Source organism: Nonomuraea salmonea, assembly GCF_042428605.1.
Classification (GTDB): domain Bacteria; phylum Actinomycetota; class Actinomycetes; order Streptosporangiales; family Streptosporangiaceae; genus Nonomuraea; species Nonomuraea salmonea.
In genome coordinates this window covers 197,460-210,702 of sequence record NZ_JBHMCF010000061.1, presented here as the reverse complement: position 1 = coordinate 210,702, position 13,243 = coordinate 197,460, and the positions used below count along the sequence as shown (strand labels likewise).

15 protein-coding genes are annotated in these 13,243 nt (G+C 71.6%); 7 read left to right on the top strand and 8 right to left on the bottom strand.

The features are described from left to right. Window positions 1-287: 287 nt before the first annotated feature. The 3 genes from ACFFR3_RS48425 to ACFFR3_RS48415 are packed head-to-tail and all read right to left on the bottom strand — an operon-like array spanning window position 288 to window position 3,183. Window positions 288-1,046: an ABC transporter permease gene (locus ACFFR3_RS48425; protein ID WP_379485394.1), complete on the bottom strand. Its 759-nt coding sequence runs from the start codon at window positions 1,044-1,046 to the stop codon at window positions 288-290. After that, the gene (locus ACFFR3_RS48420; RefSeq protein WP_345406447.1) at window positions 1,043-1,969 is read right to left on the bottom strand and encodes an ATP-binding cassette domain-containing protein; all 927 of its coding nucleotides are present in this window, start codon (window positions 1,967-1,969) and stop codon (window positions 1,043-1,045) included. Before ACFFR3_RS48420 ends, ACFFR3_RS48425 begins: the two co-directional genes overlap by 4 nt. 5 nt (window positions 1,970-1,974) lie before the next feature. Continuing rightward, window positions 1,975-3,183: a cytochrome P450 gene (locus ACFFR3_RS48415; protein WP_379485393.1), complete on the bottom strand. Its 1,209-nt coding sequence runs from the start codon at window positions 3,181-3,183 to the stop codon at window positions 1,975-1,977. Between the two features lie 161 nt (window positions 3,184-3,344). Here ACFFR3_RS48415 and ACFFR3_RS48410 point away from each other — a divergent pair, with 161 nt between their 5' ends. Continuing rightward, on the top strand, window positions 3,345-4,007 hold the full coding sequence (locus ACFFR3_RS48410; RefSeq protein WP_379485392.1) for a GbsR/MarR family transcriptional regulator: 663 nt from the start codon (window positions 3,345-3,347) through the stop codon (window positions 4,005-4,007). Here ACFFR3_RS48410 and ACFFR3_RS48405 read toward each other — a convergent pair. Next, a complete protein-coding gene (locus tag ACFFR3_RS48405) occupies window positions 3,955-4,329 on the bottom strand; it encodes a hypothetical protein (RefSeq protein WP_345406442.1) in 375 nt (124 codons plus the stop codon). The genes ACFFR3_RS48410 and ACFFR3_RS48405 overlap by 53 nt on opposite strands. Before the next feature lie 651 nt (window positions 4,330-4,980). Here ACFFR3_RS48405 and ACFFR3_RS48400 point away from each other — a divergent pair. Beyond that, a complete protein-coding gene (locus ACFFR3_RS48400) occupies window positions 4,981-5,586 on the top strand; it encodes a hypothetical protein (protein ID WP_364375097.1) in 606 nt (201 codons plus the stop codon). Here the strand turns inward: ACFFR3_RS48400 and ACFFR3_RS48395 are convergent. The 3 genes from ACFFR3_RS48395 to ACFFR3_RS48385 are packed head-to-tail and all read right to left on the bottom strand — an operon-like array spanning window position 5,561 to window position 7,860. Beyond that, window positions 5,561-6,733 (bottom strand): hypothetical protein, encoded by a 1,173-nt coding sequence (locus ACFFR3_RS48395; RefSeq protein ID WP_364375094.1) that lies wholly within the window; start codon window positions 6,731-6,733, stop codon window positions 5,561-5,563. The genes ACFFR3_RS48400 and ACFFR3_RS48395 overlap by 26 nt on opposite strands. A gap of 59 nt (window positions 6,734-6,792) precedes the next feature. Then, on the bottom strand, window positions 6,793-6,969 hold the full coding sequence (locus ACFFR3_RS48390) for a hypothetical protein (protein ID WP_364375091.1): 177 nt from the start codon (window positions 6,967-6,969) through the stop codon (window positions 6,793-6,795). A 9-nt stretch (window positions 6,970-6,978) separates the two neighbouring features. Continuing rightward, the gene (locus ACFFR3_RS48385; RefSeq protein ID WP_364375088.1) at window positions 6,979-7,860 is read right to left on the bottom strand and encodes a helix-turn-helix transcriptional regulator; all 882 of its coding nucleotides are present in this window, start codon (window positions 7,858-7,860) and stop codon (window positions 6,979-6,981) included. Window positions 7,861-7,988: 128 nt separating this feature from the next. Between ACFFR3_RS48385 and ACFFR3_RS48380 the strand changes: the two genes are divergently transcribed. Genes ACFFR3_RS48380 through ACFFR3_RS48370 form a run of 3 tightly spaced genes read left to right on the top strand, consistent with a single transcriptional unit; the run spans window position 7,989 to window position 9,885 of the window. Further along, window positions 7,989-8,678 carry an SDR family oxidoreductase gene (locus tag ACFFR3_RS48380; protein ID WP_379485391.1) on the top strand — a complete coding sequence of 230 codons (690 nt, stop codon included), beginning with the start codon at window positions 7,989-7,991 and terminating at the stop codon, window positions 8,676-8,678. 41 nt (window positions 8,679-8,719) lie between these two features. Continuing rightward, a complete protein-coding gene (locus ACFFR3_RS48375; RefSeq protein ID WP_345409862.1) occupies window positions 8,720-9,031 on the top strand; it encodes a PadR family transcriptional regulator in 312 nt (103 codons plus the stop codon). After that, complete coding sequence (locus ACFFR3_RS48370; RefSeq protein ID WP_345406427.1) at window positions 9,028-9,885, top strand: hypothetical protein; 858 nt, start codon at window positions 9,028-9,030, stop codon at window positions 9,883-9,885. Before ACFFR3_RS48375 ends, ACFFR3_RS48370 begins: the two co-directional genes overlap by 4 nt. Before the next feature lie 5 nt (window positions 9,886-9,890). Here the strand turns inward: ACFFR3_RS48370 and ACFFR3_RS48365 are convergent, their stop codons facing one another. Then, a complete protein-coding gene (locus ACFFR3_RS48365; protein WP_379485390.1) occupies window positions 9,891-11,672 on the bottom strand; it encodes a S9 family peptidase in 1,782 nt (593 codons plus the stop codon). Between the two features lie 89 nt (window positions 11,673-11,761). On the opposite strand from ACFFR3_RS48365, the gene ACFFR3_RS48360 reads away from it, so the two are divergent. Together ACFFR3_RS48360 and ACFFR3_RS48355 are read left to right on the top strand one after the other, a co-directional pair. Beyond that, window positions 11,762-12,310, top strand: a complete 549-nt coding sequence (locus ACFFR3_RS48360) for an RNA polymerase sigma factor (RefSeq protein ID WP_345406421.1) — start codon at window positions 11,762-11,764, stop codon at window positions 12,308-12,310. Continuing rightward, a complete protein-coding gene (locus ACFFR3_RS48355; protein ID WP_379485389.1) occupies window positions 12,310-13,155 on the top strand; it encodes a hypothetical protein in 846 nt (281 codons plus the stop codon). Before ACFFR3_RS48360 ends, ACFFR3_RS48355 begins: the two co-directional genes overlap by 1 nt. Window positions 13,156-13,243: the final 88 nt, after the last annotated feature.

The following is a 13,243-nucleotide window of genomic DNA, read 5'->3' as shown; positions in this document are numbered from 1 at the left end:
ACGTCATCCCAGGCCGTCCCTCGCCTCGATCCCGGCGTCCGGACCCGGAAACCGTAGCGATGATCAACCCTGCCGAACGGCCGTGTTCATCAAACCGCGACCAAACCCAAGCGGAGGGTCACACATCACCCGACAAACAAACCCTCTGAGCAGCACCTCAACACCCCGCTATCCCTTTCTCCCGTACTTGGTCTGCCCCCGGATGTCACCGAGCAGGTACTCGCCGACCAGCGGCGCGAGAACCAGCAGGCCAAGTGCTGGACGAATGCGTTTGAACACGTCTGTCCTCATCGGTTGTAAAGCTTGCGTGCCCACAGGTAGCCGCCCAGCGCGATGGCCGCGCTCCAGAGTGCCGCCGCCGCGAAGCTGGATCCCGCCGGCTGCCCGGCCAGCAGGGCGCGCAGGGTTTCGATGACCGGTGTGAACGGCTGGTGTTCGGCGAACCAGCGCAGCGGGCCTGGCATCGACTCCGGCGGGACCACGCCGCTGCCTAGGAACGGCAGCAGCATCAACGGCATCGGCAGGTTGCTGGCCGTGGCCACGTTCTTGGTGACCATGCCCAGCGCGGCCGACAGCCAGGTGATGGCGAAGGTGAACATCACCAGCACGCCGACCACCCCGAGCCAGTCCAGCGCAGAGGCGGCGGGGCGGAAGCCGATCAGCAGGGCCGTCAGCGTCACCGCCGTCATCGCGATGAAGTTCTGCACGAGCGCGCCGAGCACGTGCCCGGTCAGGACCGAGACGCGGGCGATGGCCATGGTCTTGAATCTGGCGATGATGCCCTCGGTCATGTCCATGGCCACCGAGATCGCGGTCCCCTGCGCGGCGCTCGCGATCGTCATGATCATGATGCCGGGGGTGAGGTAAGCGGCGTAGGCGGCGCGGTCGCCGCCGATCCCGGCGCCCATGATGCCGCCGAGCACGTAGACGAACAGCAGCAGGAGCACCACCGGGACGCCCGCGTAGGTGAGGATCAGTGTGGGGTAACGCCACATGTGCCTGATCTGGCGGCGCAGCATCGTCGCGGAGTCGATGATCGCCCTCATCGGGAGGACTCCTCGGTCAGGGCGAGGAAGACGTCGTCCAGGTCGGGTGTGTGCACCGACAGCTCAGCGACGTCGATGGCCTGTCCGTCGAGCCATTCCAGAAATTCGCGCAGCGCGCTGACGCCGGTGTCGGCGATCTGCACGGTGCGGGACTCCTCGTCGCGCGAGGCGGCCCTCAGGTAAGAGGCCGCCCTGAGGTACCCGTCGGGGTCGGCAAAGCGCACAACGATGTGGCCGCCGGGGACCATGCGCTTGAGCTCCTGCGGGGTGCCCTCGGCCACCAGCCGGCCCTGGCTGAGCAGGGCGATGCGGTCGGCGAGTTCGTCGGCCTCGTCCAGGTATTGGGTGGTCAGGAAGATGGTCACGCCGTCCTGCTGGACGAGGTCGCGGACGATCTGCCACATGGTGCGGCGGCTGCGCGGGTCCAGGCCCGTGGTCGGCTCGTCGAGGAAGATGAGCCGGGGCGTGCCGACGAGGGTCATGGCGAGGTCGAGGCGGCGGCGCATGCCGCCCGAGTAGGCGGCCGCGGGCTTGCGTGCGGCGTCGGTGAGGTCGAAGCGCTCCAGCAGCTCGCGGGCGCGCGTGCGGCCCTCGGCCCGGCCGAGGTGGAGCAGGTCGGCCATGAGCCGCAGGTTCTCCTCGCCGGTCAGGAAGCTGTCGACCGCGGAGAACTGGCCGGTGACGCCGATCGCGGCACGCACCTTGTCGGGCTCCTTGGCCAAGTCGTACCCGGCCACCCGGATCTCGCCCGCGTCGGCCTTGATCAGGGTGGACAGGATCTGCACCGTGGTGGTCTTGCCCGCGCCGTTCGGGCCGAGCAGCGCGAAGACCGTGCCCTGCGGGATGGCGAGGTCGATGCCGTCCAGGACGCGGTGGGCGCCGTAGGACTTACGCAACCCCGTCACCGAGACGAAGGTTCGCATCGCGTTCACCCCCGATCCCAGGTGACGGGCAGGCTCTGCACGCCGTACACCTGCGAGGGGTCGGTGCGCAGCGACACCTCTTCAGCCGGTACGGCGAGCCGCAGCGTCGGGAAGCGGATGAGCAGCGCGGGAAACGCGACGCGCATCTCGATGCGGGCAAGCTGCTGACCAAGGCACTGATGGACGCCATGGCCGAAGGCCAGATGCCCGGCGGCCGAGCGGCGCAGATCGAGCACGTCGGGGCCTGCGAACCTGGCCGGGTCCCTGTTGGCGGCGTTGGTCGCGATGACGACCGTGTCGCCCGCCTTGAGCTGTCTGCCGCCGAGCTCCACGTCCTCCAGCACGCCGCGCATACCGGTGGCGGCGACGGACAGGTAACGCAGCAGCTCCTCCACGGCGCCGACGGCCAGGCCGGGGTCGCCGCGCAGGGCGGCGAGCTGGGCCGGGTTGCGCAGCAGCGCGAAGGTGCCGAGCGCGAGCATGTTGGCGGTGGTGTCGAGCCCGGCGCCGAGCAGGAACGCGGCCACGCCGCCGAGCTCCTCGTCGGTCAGGTCGCCGCCGGTGGCCAGGTCGCTGAGCAGGTCATCGGTCGGCTCGGCCCGCTTGGCGAGCGCGAGCTCCCGCAGGTAGGTGCCCAGCTCGACGAAGGCGGCGTACTGCGCCTCAGCGGTCCCGGCCTCCGGCAGGGCACGGGTGAAGCTCTGGAACTGGTCGCGGTCCTCGTACGGCACGCCGAGCAGCTCACAGATCATCAGCGCCGGAACCGGCTGCGCGAAGACCTCGACGAGGTCGGCGGGCGGCCCCTGCCGCTCCATCGTGTCAAGCCGCTCGCGGGTGATCTCGGTGACCCGCTCGGTGAGCAGGTTCATCCTGCGGACGGTGAACTTGCCCGCCAGCAGCTTGCGGTAACGGGTGTGCTGGGGCGCGTCCATGCCGGTCAGGTCGCCGACGAGAGCGGGCGGCAGGTGGCCGCCCGCCAGGGGATGGTAGTGCGTTTCGTAGCGGGAGCTGAAGCGTGGGTCGGCGAGAATCTGGCGGACCAGGTCGTAACCGGTGATCATCCAGACGCCCGGAGCGCCCTCGGGCACGGCCAGGCGGGCGATCGGCTGCTCCGCGCGCAGGGCGGTGAGCGAAGGGGCGGGATCTAAGGGGCACGCGGGTGCGCGGTCCAGGGACACAGTGACCGGCTCCACGCGATAGTTCGCGTTCGACATGATTGAAAGCTACGTTGCCTTCAGAAATTCCGTCAATTCACAGAAGTACTTTCATGCAGGCCAAGGCCGTTAAATTGATGCGTTGGCGCTGAATCCGAATGCAATGATTCGTTGCATTGCATGGTGCCGAACGCAATACTGACGTCATGCCAGAAGGAAGGTTGACACGGCAGGACCGCCAGCGCATCGCGGCCGGCCTCGCCGAAGGACGTTCGTACGCCGAGATCGCCAGGCGGCTGGACCGGCCGACGTCCACGGTCAGCCGGGAGGTCGGCCGCAACGGCGGCCCCAGCGACTACCGCCCCGAGCGAGCGCACCAGGCGGCGGCGCGGCGGGCACGGCGCCGCACGCCGGCCCGCTCCCCCGAACCTCACGACCGCACGGTCTTGGAAGTGGAAGCGGGAGCCGTCGAGCTGGCGGTCGGGATGGGCCTGCCGAAGATGGTGGCGCGCGTGCTCATCGGCCTGTGGCTGAGCGAGGACGGCAGGCTCACCGCGGCCGAGCTGTCGCGCGGACTGAACGTCAGTCCCGCCTCGATCTCCATGGCGGTGGGCTACCTGACCCAGCAGGGGCTGATCAGGCGCGAACGTGATCCGCAGCGGCGCCGCGACATCTACGTGGTCGACGACGACGCCTGGTACCACTCGACCGTGATCAGCGCCCAGCAGACGCTCGCAGCGGCGGAGATCACGAAGGCGGCGGGGCAGACGCTCGGGCTCGACACACCCGTGGGACGCCGCCTGGCCAGGGGCGGTGCGTTCCTCGAGCGGATCAGCCTGGACGCTCTGGCGTCGGCCGAACGCTGGCGCGACCTCCCACCGTGATCAGACCGCAGTGATTGTGCCCGGATTTCACGTGCTGTGGTCCAATCGCCCCCTCAACGTGTCCAGCAGCGCGATGAGGCCACGCCTGTAGTGATTGGCGCAGGAGGCACGCAGCGTGCTGCACCGTGGTGCGGTAGGCCGGGCCCTTGGTCGTGAACTCGTGCACCAGGCCCTTGAGCGGCTGCTCACCGCCGGTGACGGCCGGCAAGATGACCGCGCGGACCGGATCGTCAGGGTTGCCGAGCGCGGCGTCGGCGACCTCGAACAGGATGTTCTCCTTGCCGGTCATCCGCTTGAACGCGTTGATCAGCTCCTTGGTCACCTTGCTGTCGGCCCGCGCCCTGATCCGATGCACGGTGGCGATCAGCGGGCGCCTTTACAAAGTAGATCAATCGCAGTGGTACGCTCTGCCGCCGTCAGCCAGCGCGGTCGAGGACGTTTGCGCGGGCCACGGCGTACCGTTCGCGGATCTCCGGCGCGCTGTCCCCTCGCGCGTCTCAACCTGCCCGACCGTCCACGACGGCGGCCGCTGCCCGCCCGGCAACATCCATGCCGCCTGACGAGCGGCGCCGTCGGCGACGTACTCCCCCAGCGGCGCCGGTGCGCAGCAGCCCGGGCTGACCGGTCGGCCCGAGCACCTGTGGCAGCAGTACGTCGTCACGACCGAACGCCAACCGGAGCAGGTCCAGGCGGTATTCACCGGTCGCGGCCGACCAGGATCCGGTCCCGCTGGCCTCGCTGCGGTCGGTGCGCAGCGCATCGAGCCCCGGGGCTCCGGACAGTCGCCAGGTCAGCCAGTCGTGCGGCAGACACACCGCGGCCGTACGGGCGGCGTTGCCCGGCTCCGCCGAGGCGGACCTTCCAGGTCTGAGCGATGGGCAGGCGTATGCTCGTGCGTCATCACGGGTGTGCGGCGCCGACGGCGGGTGCCGTGCCATGAGTACGCTGCCGGCGAGCCGAAGGAGGTGGAGACGTGACGGGACTCCCCCAGGCCGTCGCCGACGCACCGGACCTCGCCCTGAGCCGGGCTTCCTGGTCGCGTGTGGTCCTGCGGGGCGCCTCGGTCGTGCTGCACTACGAGCCGGTCCAGGCCGAGCTCGGTCGGCGGCGGCGCTGCGGGCTGGGGGCCATCACGTCACCGGACGCGTTGCGCGTACTGCTGGATCTGCCAGTGAACGTGCCGGTGCCGCTGTCGGTCATCGACCGGGCTGCGCTCGACCTGCTCCCGAGCGGCGCGATCCAGGTGGACCGAGGCTGGGTGACCCGGTTGGCGGTGGCGCCGATCGAGGCGCGCCTGGCGCTCGTGCCGGCCCGATCGTGGCGTGCGGGGCTGGAGCGGGCGGGCCGGTTCGCGCCGTTCTGTGCCCGCGCGATGCTGCTCCCCAAGCCGCCGCGTGATCTCGACGTGGTACGGATGGAAGCCGACTTCTACGGCATCGGCGTGATCGTCGGTGCCGAGGGCGAATCGTGCGTGCTCGTGCCACCAGCGCCCTTCGAACGCCGCCGACGCACCGCCGCAGGATGGCTGTTCCTTGAGCAGGCCTACCGGCGGATCACTCTGCTGTCTGCGGAGGCATGACCGGCTGATCATCGGTGCCGAGCGGCAGGTCGGCCCACTTCTCCAATGACTTGGGCGGTTTGAGGCGATGGGGCTGCTTGAGGCGCGCGTTCTCCAGCTCGTGTGCCTGCACGGCCTGCTTGCACCGGGCGCGCCACCAGATCTGCCGGTCGGCGGGGGTGGGTTGGTCCAGCAGGTCAGGTAGCCACGCGTTCCAGGTGGCGCTGTTGTGCGCGTGTGCCGCCGCCTTCATGGCGTTCGTGAGGCCGAGGAAGCCGTCCAGCGGTCTGCCCTGGCACCGGCTGCAGGTGCAGGTGGGCGGGGCGGTGTTGGCATAGAGATCGGCGATGAACTTGGCGCTGCTGAAGCGCAGCAGCTCAGGCATGAGCACCGACGGATGGATCGCTCCGCCGCCGGAGGTCTCGGCGGCTTCACCGGCGGGCACGAGGTGCCGCAAGGAGCCGCCCGCGCCGATGCCGGCGAAGCCGGCGCCGTGGGCCAGCGCGTCGAACCCGGCCAGGTCGGTACGCCACAGCCCGGTGCCCGGCACCTCGGCCAGCAGCCGGCGAAGCTGCTGCGGGGCGGCCGCGAACTGCTGCAGGGGGTCGTACTGCCCGCCGAGGACGAGCGCGACGGGGTGTTCCATCGCGCGGATCGCGGCCACCAGCGTTGGGCGCGCCTCTGGCCGCAGCCAGCCGATCGAGACGGGGAGCGTCACCACGACGTCGTCGCGCCGCAGCGCCTTGACCTGCCTCACCACGGATTCCAAGGGCGCGGGGTCGCCGGCCCTGATGTAGCGGGTCGGCGTGATGGCGAAGGATGCCCCGTTGTCGAGCTGCTCCTGAAGCGCGCTGTCCAGGTCACCGCCGAACAGGGCGTCCTCCGGCAGGCGGAACGGCGCGTCGGGGGTGGCGACCTCTTTCTCGTAGGCGGCGCGATCTTCGGCCAGCACTCCATTGAAGGTGCGGCGCAGCGCGTTCAGCCGGGTCGAGGAGCCGGCGCCGCACACCACCAGGCCGCCGTAGTCGGGATGCAGGTGGCCGGGTGCTTCGGGCAGGAGATCGGCGCGCTCCAAGGTCAGGGCGCGCCCGGCGACGGCGCGCCCGGCCGGCGAGGGGAGCGAGGGGTTCGCGACGGTACGGGTCGATGCGCTGGTGCGGTCGTCCATGTTCTCACCTCGTGAGACGGTTCCAGGCCGGATCTCGCCATGCACCGCTGTTCCGTCTCTCAGGTTACGACGACGCGATGGCCGCCCAGGGGGAGGATGAGCCGCAGGCCGTCCGCGCCCATCGGCCGGTCCATGCCGGTGGGCGTACCGCCGTTGATCTGGTCGAACCGTACGGGCGGACGCGGCACGCCCGCTCCACCCACCTGCTTCGTGAGGTGGCACATCATGCGTGACACCTGGACCTTTCACCTTCGGCCGGTAGGTGCGGTCCAGCTCGCGAGAAGCTTGAGGCGTTCCTCGGTGGGGGTGCCGGGCTCGGCCGTATAGATGATCAGGTCGTGGACGGCCCGTTGCGGCAGCGGCAGGTCCAGGTGCCGGAACGTCATCTCCAGGCGGCCGGCTTCGGGATGGTCCAGCCGCTTGTCGCCTTCGTGACGGATGCGGACGTCGTGACCGGCCCACATCGCGCGGAAGTCGGGGCTGAGCGTGGACAGCTCGCCGACGAGCTCGCGCAGGGCCTGGTCGTGCGGCTCGCGGCCGGCTTCGGCGCGGAGCACCGCGACCGTGGCTTTGGCGCCGTCCTCCCAGTCGGCGAAGAAGCCCTGCGAGCCGGGATCGAGGAAGAGGTAGCGGGCGAAGTTGGCGCGGCCCCGGTCGGCGGTGGTGCCGCTGGCGAACATGGGCGCGTACACGGCCCTGCACAGCGCGTTGCTCGCGACGATGTCCAGCCGCCCGTTGCGGACGAGGGCTGGGGCCATGGTCATGGAGTCCACCATCCACTGGACGGAGGGCGGGAGTGCGACGTCCTTGCGGCGCCGCGGCCTGCGGCGGGCCGGGCGGGCCGCCCTGGCCAGATCGAGCAGGTACGTGCGCTCGTCCTCGTCGAGCCGCAACGCCTGCGCGACCGCCTCCAGCACGCTCTCGGAGACGCCGCCGATGTGCCCCTTCTCCAGCCGGGTGTACCACTCGGTGCTCACGCCGGCGAGCACCGCGACCTCCTCGCGCCGCAGGCCGGGAACCCGCCTGCGCCCGCCGGCGGGCAGCCCGACCCGCTCCGGGGCGAGCTTGGCGCGCCGGCTGACGAGGAAATCACGGATGTCCGACCGGTTGTCGGCGGGGACCTCCATGCTTCCACCGTAACCGTGGTCCCGCCGCCAGGGAGGTTGCGTTCGTACCCCCCATAAAGGCGACCTTGGCCCCCTCGGACGGCGCCGCTTCCATGAAGGTGTCATCCTCACCTCAAGGAGCCCTGACCATGACCGGCAAGACCGTACTGATCACCGGCGCCACCAGCGGCATCGGCGCCCGCACCGCGCGCTCGCTCCTCGACCGCGGCCACCGCGTGGCCGTCACCGGCCGCGACGAGAGCAGGCTGAAGACGTTCCTCGACGAGGCGGGGCACCCCGACCGGCTGCTCGGTCTCGTCGCGGACGCGGCCGACTGGGCCGACACCGAGTCGGCCGTCACCCAGACCGTGGCGCACTTCGGCGCCCTCGACGCGGCGGTGGCCAACGCCGGGTTCATGTCCGGCGACTCCATCGGAGCCGGCGACCCGGCGTCGTGGGCGCCGATGATCCTCACCAACGTCCTCGGCCCCGCCCTGCTGGCGCACGCCGCCCTCCCCCACCTGGAGGCCAGCGGCGGGCGGCTGGTGCTCATCGGCGTCGCCGGCCTGAAGAACTCCCCCGGCAACCTCTACTCCGCCACCAAGTGGGCCACGACCGGGCTCGCCGAGAACCTCCGCCTGCTCGCCACGTCCCGGGGGGTCGGCGTCACCCTCGTCAACCCCGGCATGATCAACACCCCGTTCTGGGGCGGCGCCGACGTCCCGCCCTTCGCCCTGCCACCCCAGCCCATCGCCGAAGCCATCTGCTTCGCCCTCGACCAGCCACCCGGCGTCGACCTCAACACCCTGACCATCCGCCCCCTGGGCCAGCCCGCCTGACAATACTTCGACCGCCGATATATAGTCCGTACGTGATCGGGATGACCGAGGCGACGTACTTCATCCTCGCCGCCCTGATGGAGGAGCCGCTGCACGGATACGGGATCATCAAACGGGCCCGTACCAAGTCGCTCGGCGAGGTCGACCTCGCCGTCGGCACGCTGTACAGCGCGCTCGACCGGCTCTCCGAGGCCGGCTGGGTGCGGCTCGACCGCGAGGAGACCGTCAACGGGCGGCCGCGGCGCTACTACCGGATCACCGACGACGGCGTGCACGCCGTCCGGGCTCAGGCGGCGCGGATGCGGCGCGCCGCCGCACTCGTCCTGCGGCCGGGCGGAGCGACCGGCGCATGACCGACGATCTCGAACGGCGCTACCGCCGCCTCCTGCGGGCCTACCCGAAGCAGTACCGCGCCGCACACGGCGAGGAGCTGGCCGGCACGCTGATGGAGGCGGCCCGGCCCGGCTCCCGCCGGCCGTCGCTCCGCGAGACGCGGCATCTCCTCGCCGGCGCCTTCGCCGTCCGCGTCCGGGCCGCCCGTCCGGCCGGCGTGCCGCCGTGGGCCGACGGGCTGCACCTCGGCGCGCTGGTCGTGGCGCTGTTCACCTTCGCCCGGTTTCCCGTCCTGCCCTACTTCGCCTACGAGGTCTGGACGGTGCTGGGCGTCGTCCTGACGGTGGCGCTCGTGCGGGGCTGGATGTGGGTCGCGGCTCCTCTCGCGCTGTTCGCCGCGCTGTGGACGAGCTGGCCCATGATCGCGGGCGGGTTCTTCACCCCGGCGCTCGACATCGGCCCGCTGTTCGGCGACCTCGCGCCCGTCGCGCCGTACTGGGTGATCGCGGTCGTGTCCACGACCCTGGCCGTGCGGCGGGGCGCGACGATGCCCGCCCGGTCCCTGTGGTGGCTGCTCGTCCCGCCGGCCGGCTGGATGCTGCAGCTCACCCAGATGCCGACGTGGGAAGCGGCCTGGGTCGTCCCGCGAGCCGGCCTCGAGGTGGTGGCCCTGCTGCTGGTGCTGGCCGCCACGATCGCCGCCAGGGACGGCCGCTTGGCGCTGGCCGCCGCCGTCCACCTGTTCCCCGGCCTGGTCTACCTCGCCGAGAACCTGCCGCACACCAGCGCCCGCGGTTTCCTGTACTGGGGCGTGCTCACCACCCTCGTCCTGTCCTCCTTGGCCGCCGCCCGCCGGGCGCACGCCAGGGTGTGAGCGCTTCACCGCAGGCGGCGGAACCACGACCTGGTACGGCGGAGCAGGTCGATGCGGTGGTTCCGTTCGGCGATGGCGTGGCCCTCGCGCGGGTAGACGACGAACTCGTGCTCGACGCCGAACCAGCGCAGCGCCCGGTGCAGGAACTCCGCCTGGCCGAGCGGGACGTTGGTGTCCTGCGCGCCGTGCACGATCAGCACCGGCGTACGGATCCTGGAGGCGTACGAGATGGGGCTGCGCTCGTCATGCGGATGTGGCCCCCTCCCTTCCCAGCCGTGGCTGCCGCCGAGCGCCGCCTCGAACGGGCCGAACTCGCCCGTCGCGGCCAGCATGCCCCAGTCGCTGATCCCCGCGCCGACGAGTGCCGCCTTGAAGCGATCCGTCTGGCCGACGGCCCAGGCGGCCAGGTAACCGCCGTGGCTGTAGCCGCCGATGCCCAGCCTGTCCGGGTCGGCGATCCCCCGCTCGATCAGCAGGTCGATGCCGGTGATCACGTCCTGCCACTCCTCGCGGCCGACGGTGCCGTTCGCCGCGAAGGCGTGCCCGTGACCCTGGCCGCCCCGGGGATTGGGCAGGAAGACGGCGTGGCCGTCGCCGGCCAGCCACTGCGCGGGTTCGTGATGCTGCAGGAGCAACTGGTCGGCCCAGCGTCCGTACGGGCCGCCGTGCGCGAACGTGACCAGGGAGAACGGGCCGTCATCGCGGGACTTGCCAGGTGGCAGGACGAGCAGGCCGTCCAGGTCCAGCCCGTCGTGCCCCCGGTAGGACAGGCGTTCCTGGGCGCCCCACCCGATCGCGCGCAGCTCGGGTGCGGTGTCGGTGCGCCGTACCAGCGGGCCTTGGACGGGCCCCGCGAAGACCGATCGTGGCTCGTACGCCTCGCTCCTGGCCACCGCGACCGTCGCGCCGTCCGCGTCGGCCGTCAGCCAGAACGCCTGCCCCGTCAACCGCAGGAGTTCGGCGAGCCGTCGCGTGACCGGGTCGAGGCGGTGGATCGCCGCGTCCAGCCCGTCCGCGACCAGCACCAGCCCGCCTGAGGTGAGGGTGAGCGGGCAGAACGGCAGACCTTCGGTGAGATTCCGGTGCTTGCCGTCCGTCAACGCGACGTCGAGGACGGCGTTCCCGCCGACGGGGCCGGGTGGCGTCGTCGCGACGTAGGCGACGTGCCACCCGTCCACCGCCTCCCACCAGGTGAGCGATCCCGCCGGCACGGCGCACGCGCCCAGCTCCCGCGTCTCGCCGGTGGCCGGGTCGAACAGGTGCAGGCGCGGCCTCAGGTCGCCGGGGTCGGGCGACTCCTGCGTGAGTACGGCGAGCATGCCGCCCCCGGGCCGCTCGGCCACCTCGGCCACATGCCGCCCCTGGAAGACCTCTGGCGTGTAGACCTCGCCGCTTCGCACGTCGAGCAGCCGCAGCCGGTGCCGGCCCGCGGCCTCGCTCCACACCCACGGGTCGCTCTCACCGGGGTCCGGCGACAGCACGGCCACGGTGTGGTGGTCGGCGAGTGGCAGGTAAGCGGCCGCCTCGCCGCTCCACGATCTTCGGCCGCCGCCTTCGACCGGCTCCCGATGGAGCTGGCCTTCCGTCCGGAAGTAGACGTACCGCGAATCAGGCGACCACTTCGGGTCGATCCCTTGGCCCAGCTCCCTCGGTGGCGCGCCCCCGTCCACGGCCACCACCCAGATGGTCCTGCCGGGCATCTCGCCGTAGGCCACCCGGCGCCCGTCCGGCGAGATCGCCGGCCCGACGGGCAGGCGTGCGTCGACCACCAGCTCTTCAGTCAGCATCGGGCGATACTCGCATGATCGGGGTGAAACCATCGGGCGGGTCCGGACAAGTACCCGGTGTCGGACTCGTACGGAAGAAGGCAGGCGACGTGGACCGTAAGCAGCGCTTCGAGGTGATCTACGTTGCTCATTACGCCGACATCCTCGCCTACGTCCGGCGGCGTACCGAGTCCCCCGAGGACGCCGCCGACGCGCTCGCCGAGACGTTCGCCACCGCCTGGCGGCGCTTCGACGACGTTCCCGAAGGGCGGGACGCGCGCCTGTGGTTGTTCGGGGTGGCTCGCCGGGTGCTCGCCAACGGCCGTCGGGCCGAGTCGCGCCGGAGTGAGCTGGTCGAGCGGCTCGGGCAGCAGCTCGCCTTGTGGGTGGCGGAGTCCGCGCAGCCCGGCGACGAGCTGCGCGGCGTGCGGGAGGCGTTCGGCCGGCTGAGCCCGGGCGACCGGGAGATTCTCGCGCTGGCCGGGTGGGAGGGGCTGAGCGCCGACGAGATCGCCGCCGTGCTCGGCTGTACGCGCGGCAACGCCCGGTTGCGGCTGCACCGGGCCAGGAAACGGCTGGCCAAGCAACTGGCGGCGAGAGGCGTGGACGTGACCCGCATCGGCCTGCGTGCCGTCGCGATGACGAAGGGAGCTCTGTGATGCACGAGATCGACCGCCTGGTGGCCGGCATCGCGCCCGACCCCGGTCCCGGCCTGACGCCGATCGCCAGGGAGCTGCTGGACGAGGTCACGGCCGTACCCGTCGCCGTACCCGTCGCCGTGCCCGTCGCCGCCCGCCGTCGGCCGAGCGTCCCGAGGCTGCGCAGGTGGACGGCCGTTCCGGTGCTGGCCACGCTGACCGCGCTGATGTCGTTCGGCGTCGCGCAGGCGCCCGCGTCGGCCGCGCTGGACATCAAGCTGGTGGACGACCACTACGTGATCACGGTCAAGGACCTGGCGGCCGAGCCCGAGGTGTACGAGCGGGAGCTGCGGGCCAGGGGGATCAACATCACGCTCACGCTGGCGGCCACGTCCCCGACCCAGGCCGGGCAGCTGTTCGTGATCAACGACATGGACCGGCTGCGGTCGGGCGAGCCGGTGCCCGCTGAGGGGCCGATCAAGCCCATCGACGGTCCCGGGCCGTGCGAGCGGCCCAGCGGTTGCCCCGTCGGTCTCAAGGTGCCGGTCGGCTTCGACAAGAGCGCGCGCGTCATCCTCGGCCGCCGGGCCACGCCCGGGGAGCGGTACGCGATGCCGACCGGGATCGCCATGCCCGGCGAGCCCCTGCACTGCGTGGACTACGCCAACCGGACCGTCGCCGAGGTCACGGCCCTGCTGCGCGAGCGCGGCGTCACCCCGTCGTACACCGCCCACAGCCGGCAGCGCAGCTTCACGCCTCCGGACGACTGGTACGTGCTGGACGGCGTCATGAGCGCCGACGGCCAGGCCCTCCTGCTCGTCGACGACAAGCCCGGCGACGAGCGCCCGCTGCCGGCCGGCTGCTGACCCCTCCCCGGCCGCACGCCCCCCGTACGGCCGGCCGCTGACTGCCCTCCCTGGCCGCACGCCCCCCGTACGGCCGGCCGCTGGCTCC

Bases quoted from the DNA above. Each gene is read 5' to 3' on its own strand.
- ACFFR3_RS48365 (WP_379485390.1), bottom strand. From the start codon at position 11,672: ATGCTGACTGAAGAGCTGGTGGTCGACGCACGCCTGCCCGTCGGGCCG.
- ACFFR3_RS48370 (WP_345406427.1), top strand. From the start codon at position 9,028: ATGACCGACGATCTCGAACGGCGCTACCGCCGCCTCCTGCGGGCCTAC.
- ACFFR3_RS48385 (WP_364375088.1), bottom strand. From the start codon at position 7,860: ATGGAGGTCCCCGCCGACAACCGGTCGGACATCCGTGATTTCCTCGTC.
- ACFFR3_RS48355 (WP_379485389.1), top strand. From the start codon at position 12,310: ATGCACGAGATCGACCGCCTGGTGGCCGGCATCGCGCCCGACCCCGGT.
- ACFFR3_RS48415 (WP_379485393.1), bottom strand. From the start codon at position 3,183: ATGTCGAACGCGAACTATCGCGTGGAGCCGGTCACTGTGTCCCTGGAC.
- ACFFR3_RS48420 (WP_345406447.1), bottom strand. From the start codon at position 1,969: ATGCGAACCTTCGTCTCGGTGACGGGGTTGCGTAAGTCCTACGGCGCC.
- ACFFR3_RS48425 (WP_379485394.1), bottom strand. From the start codon at position 1,046: ATGAGGGCGATCATCGACTCCGCGACGATGCTGCGCCGCCAGATCAGG.
- ACFFR3_RS48375 (WP_345409862.1), top strand. From the start codon at position 8,720: ATGACCGAGGCGACGTACTTCATCCTCGCCGCCCTGATGGAGGAGCCG.
- ACFFR3_RS48380 (WP_379485391.1), top strand. From the start codon at position 7,989: ATGACCGGCAAGACCGTACTGATCACCGGCGCCACCAGCGGCATCGGC.
- ACFFR3_RS48395 (WP_364375094.1), bottom strand. From the start codon at position 6,733: ATGGACGACCGCACCAGCGCATCGACCCGTACCGTCGCGAACCCCTCG.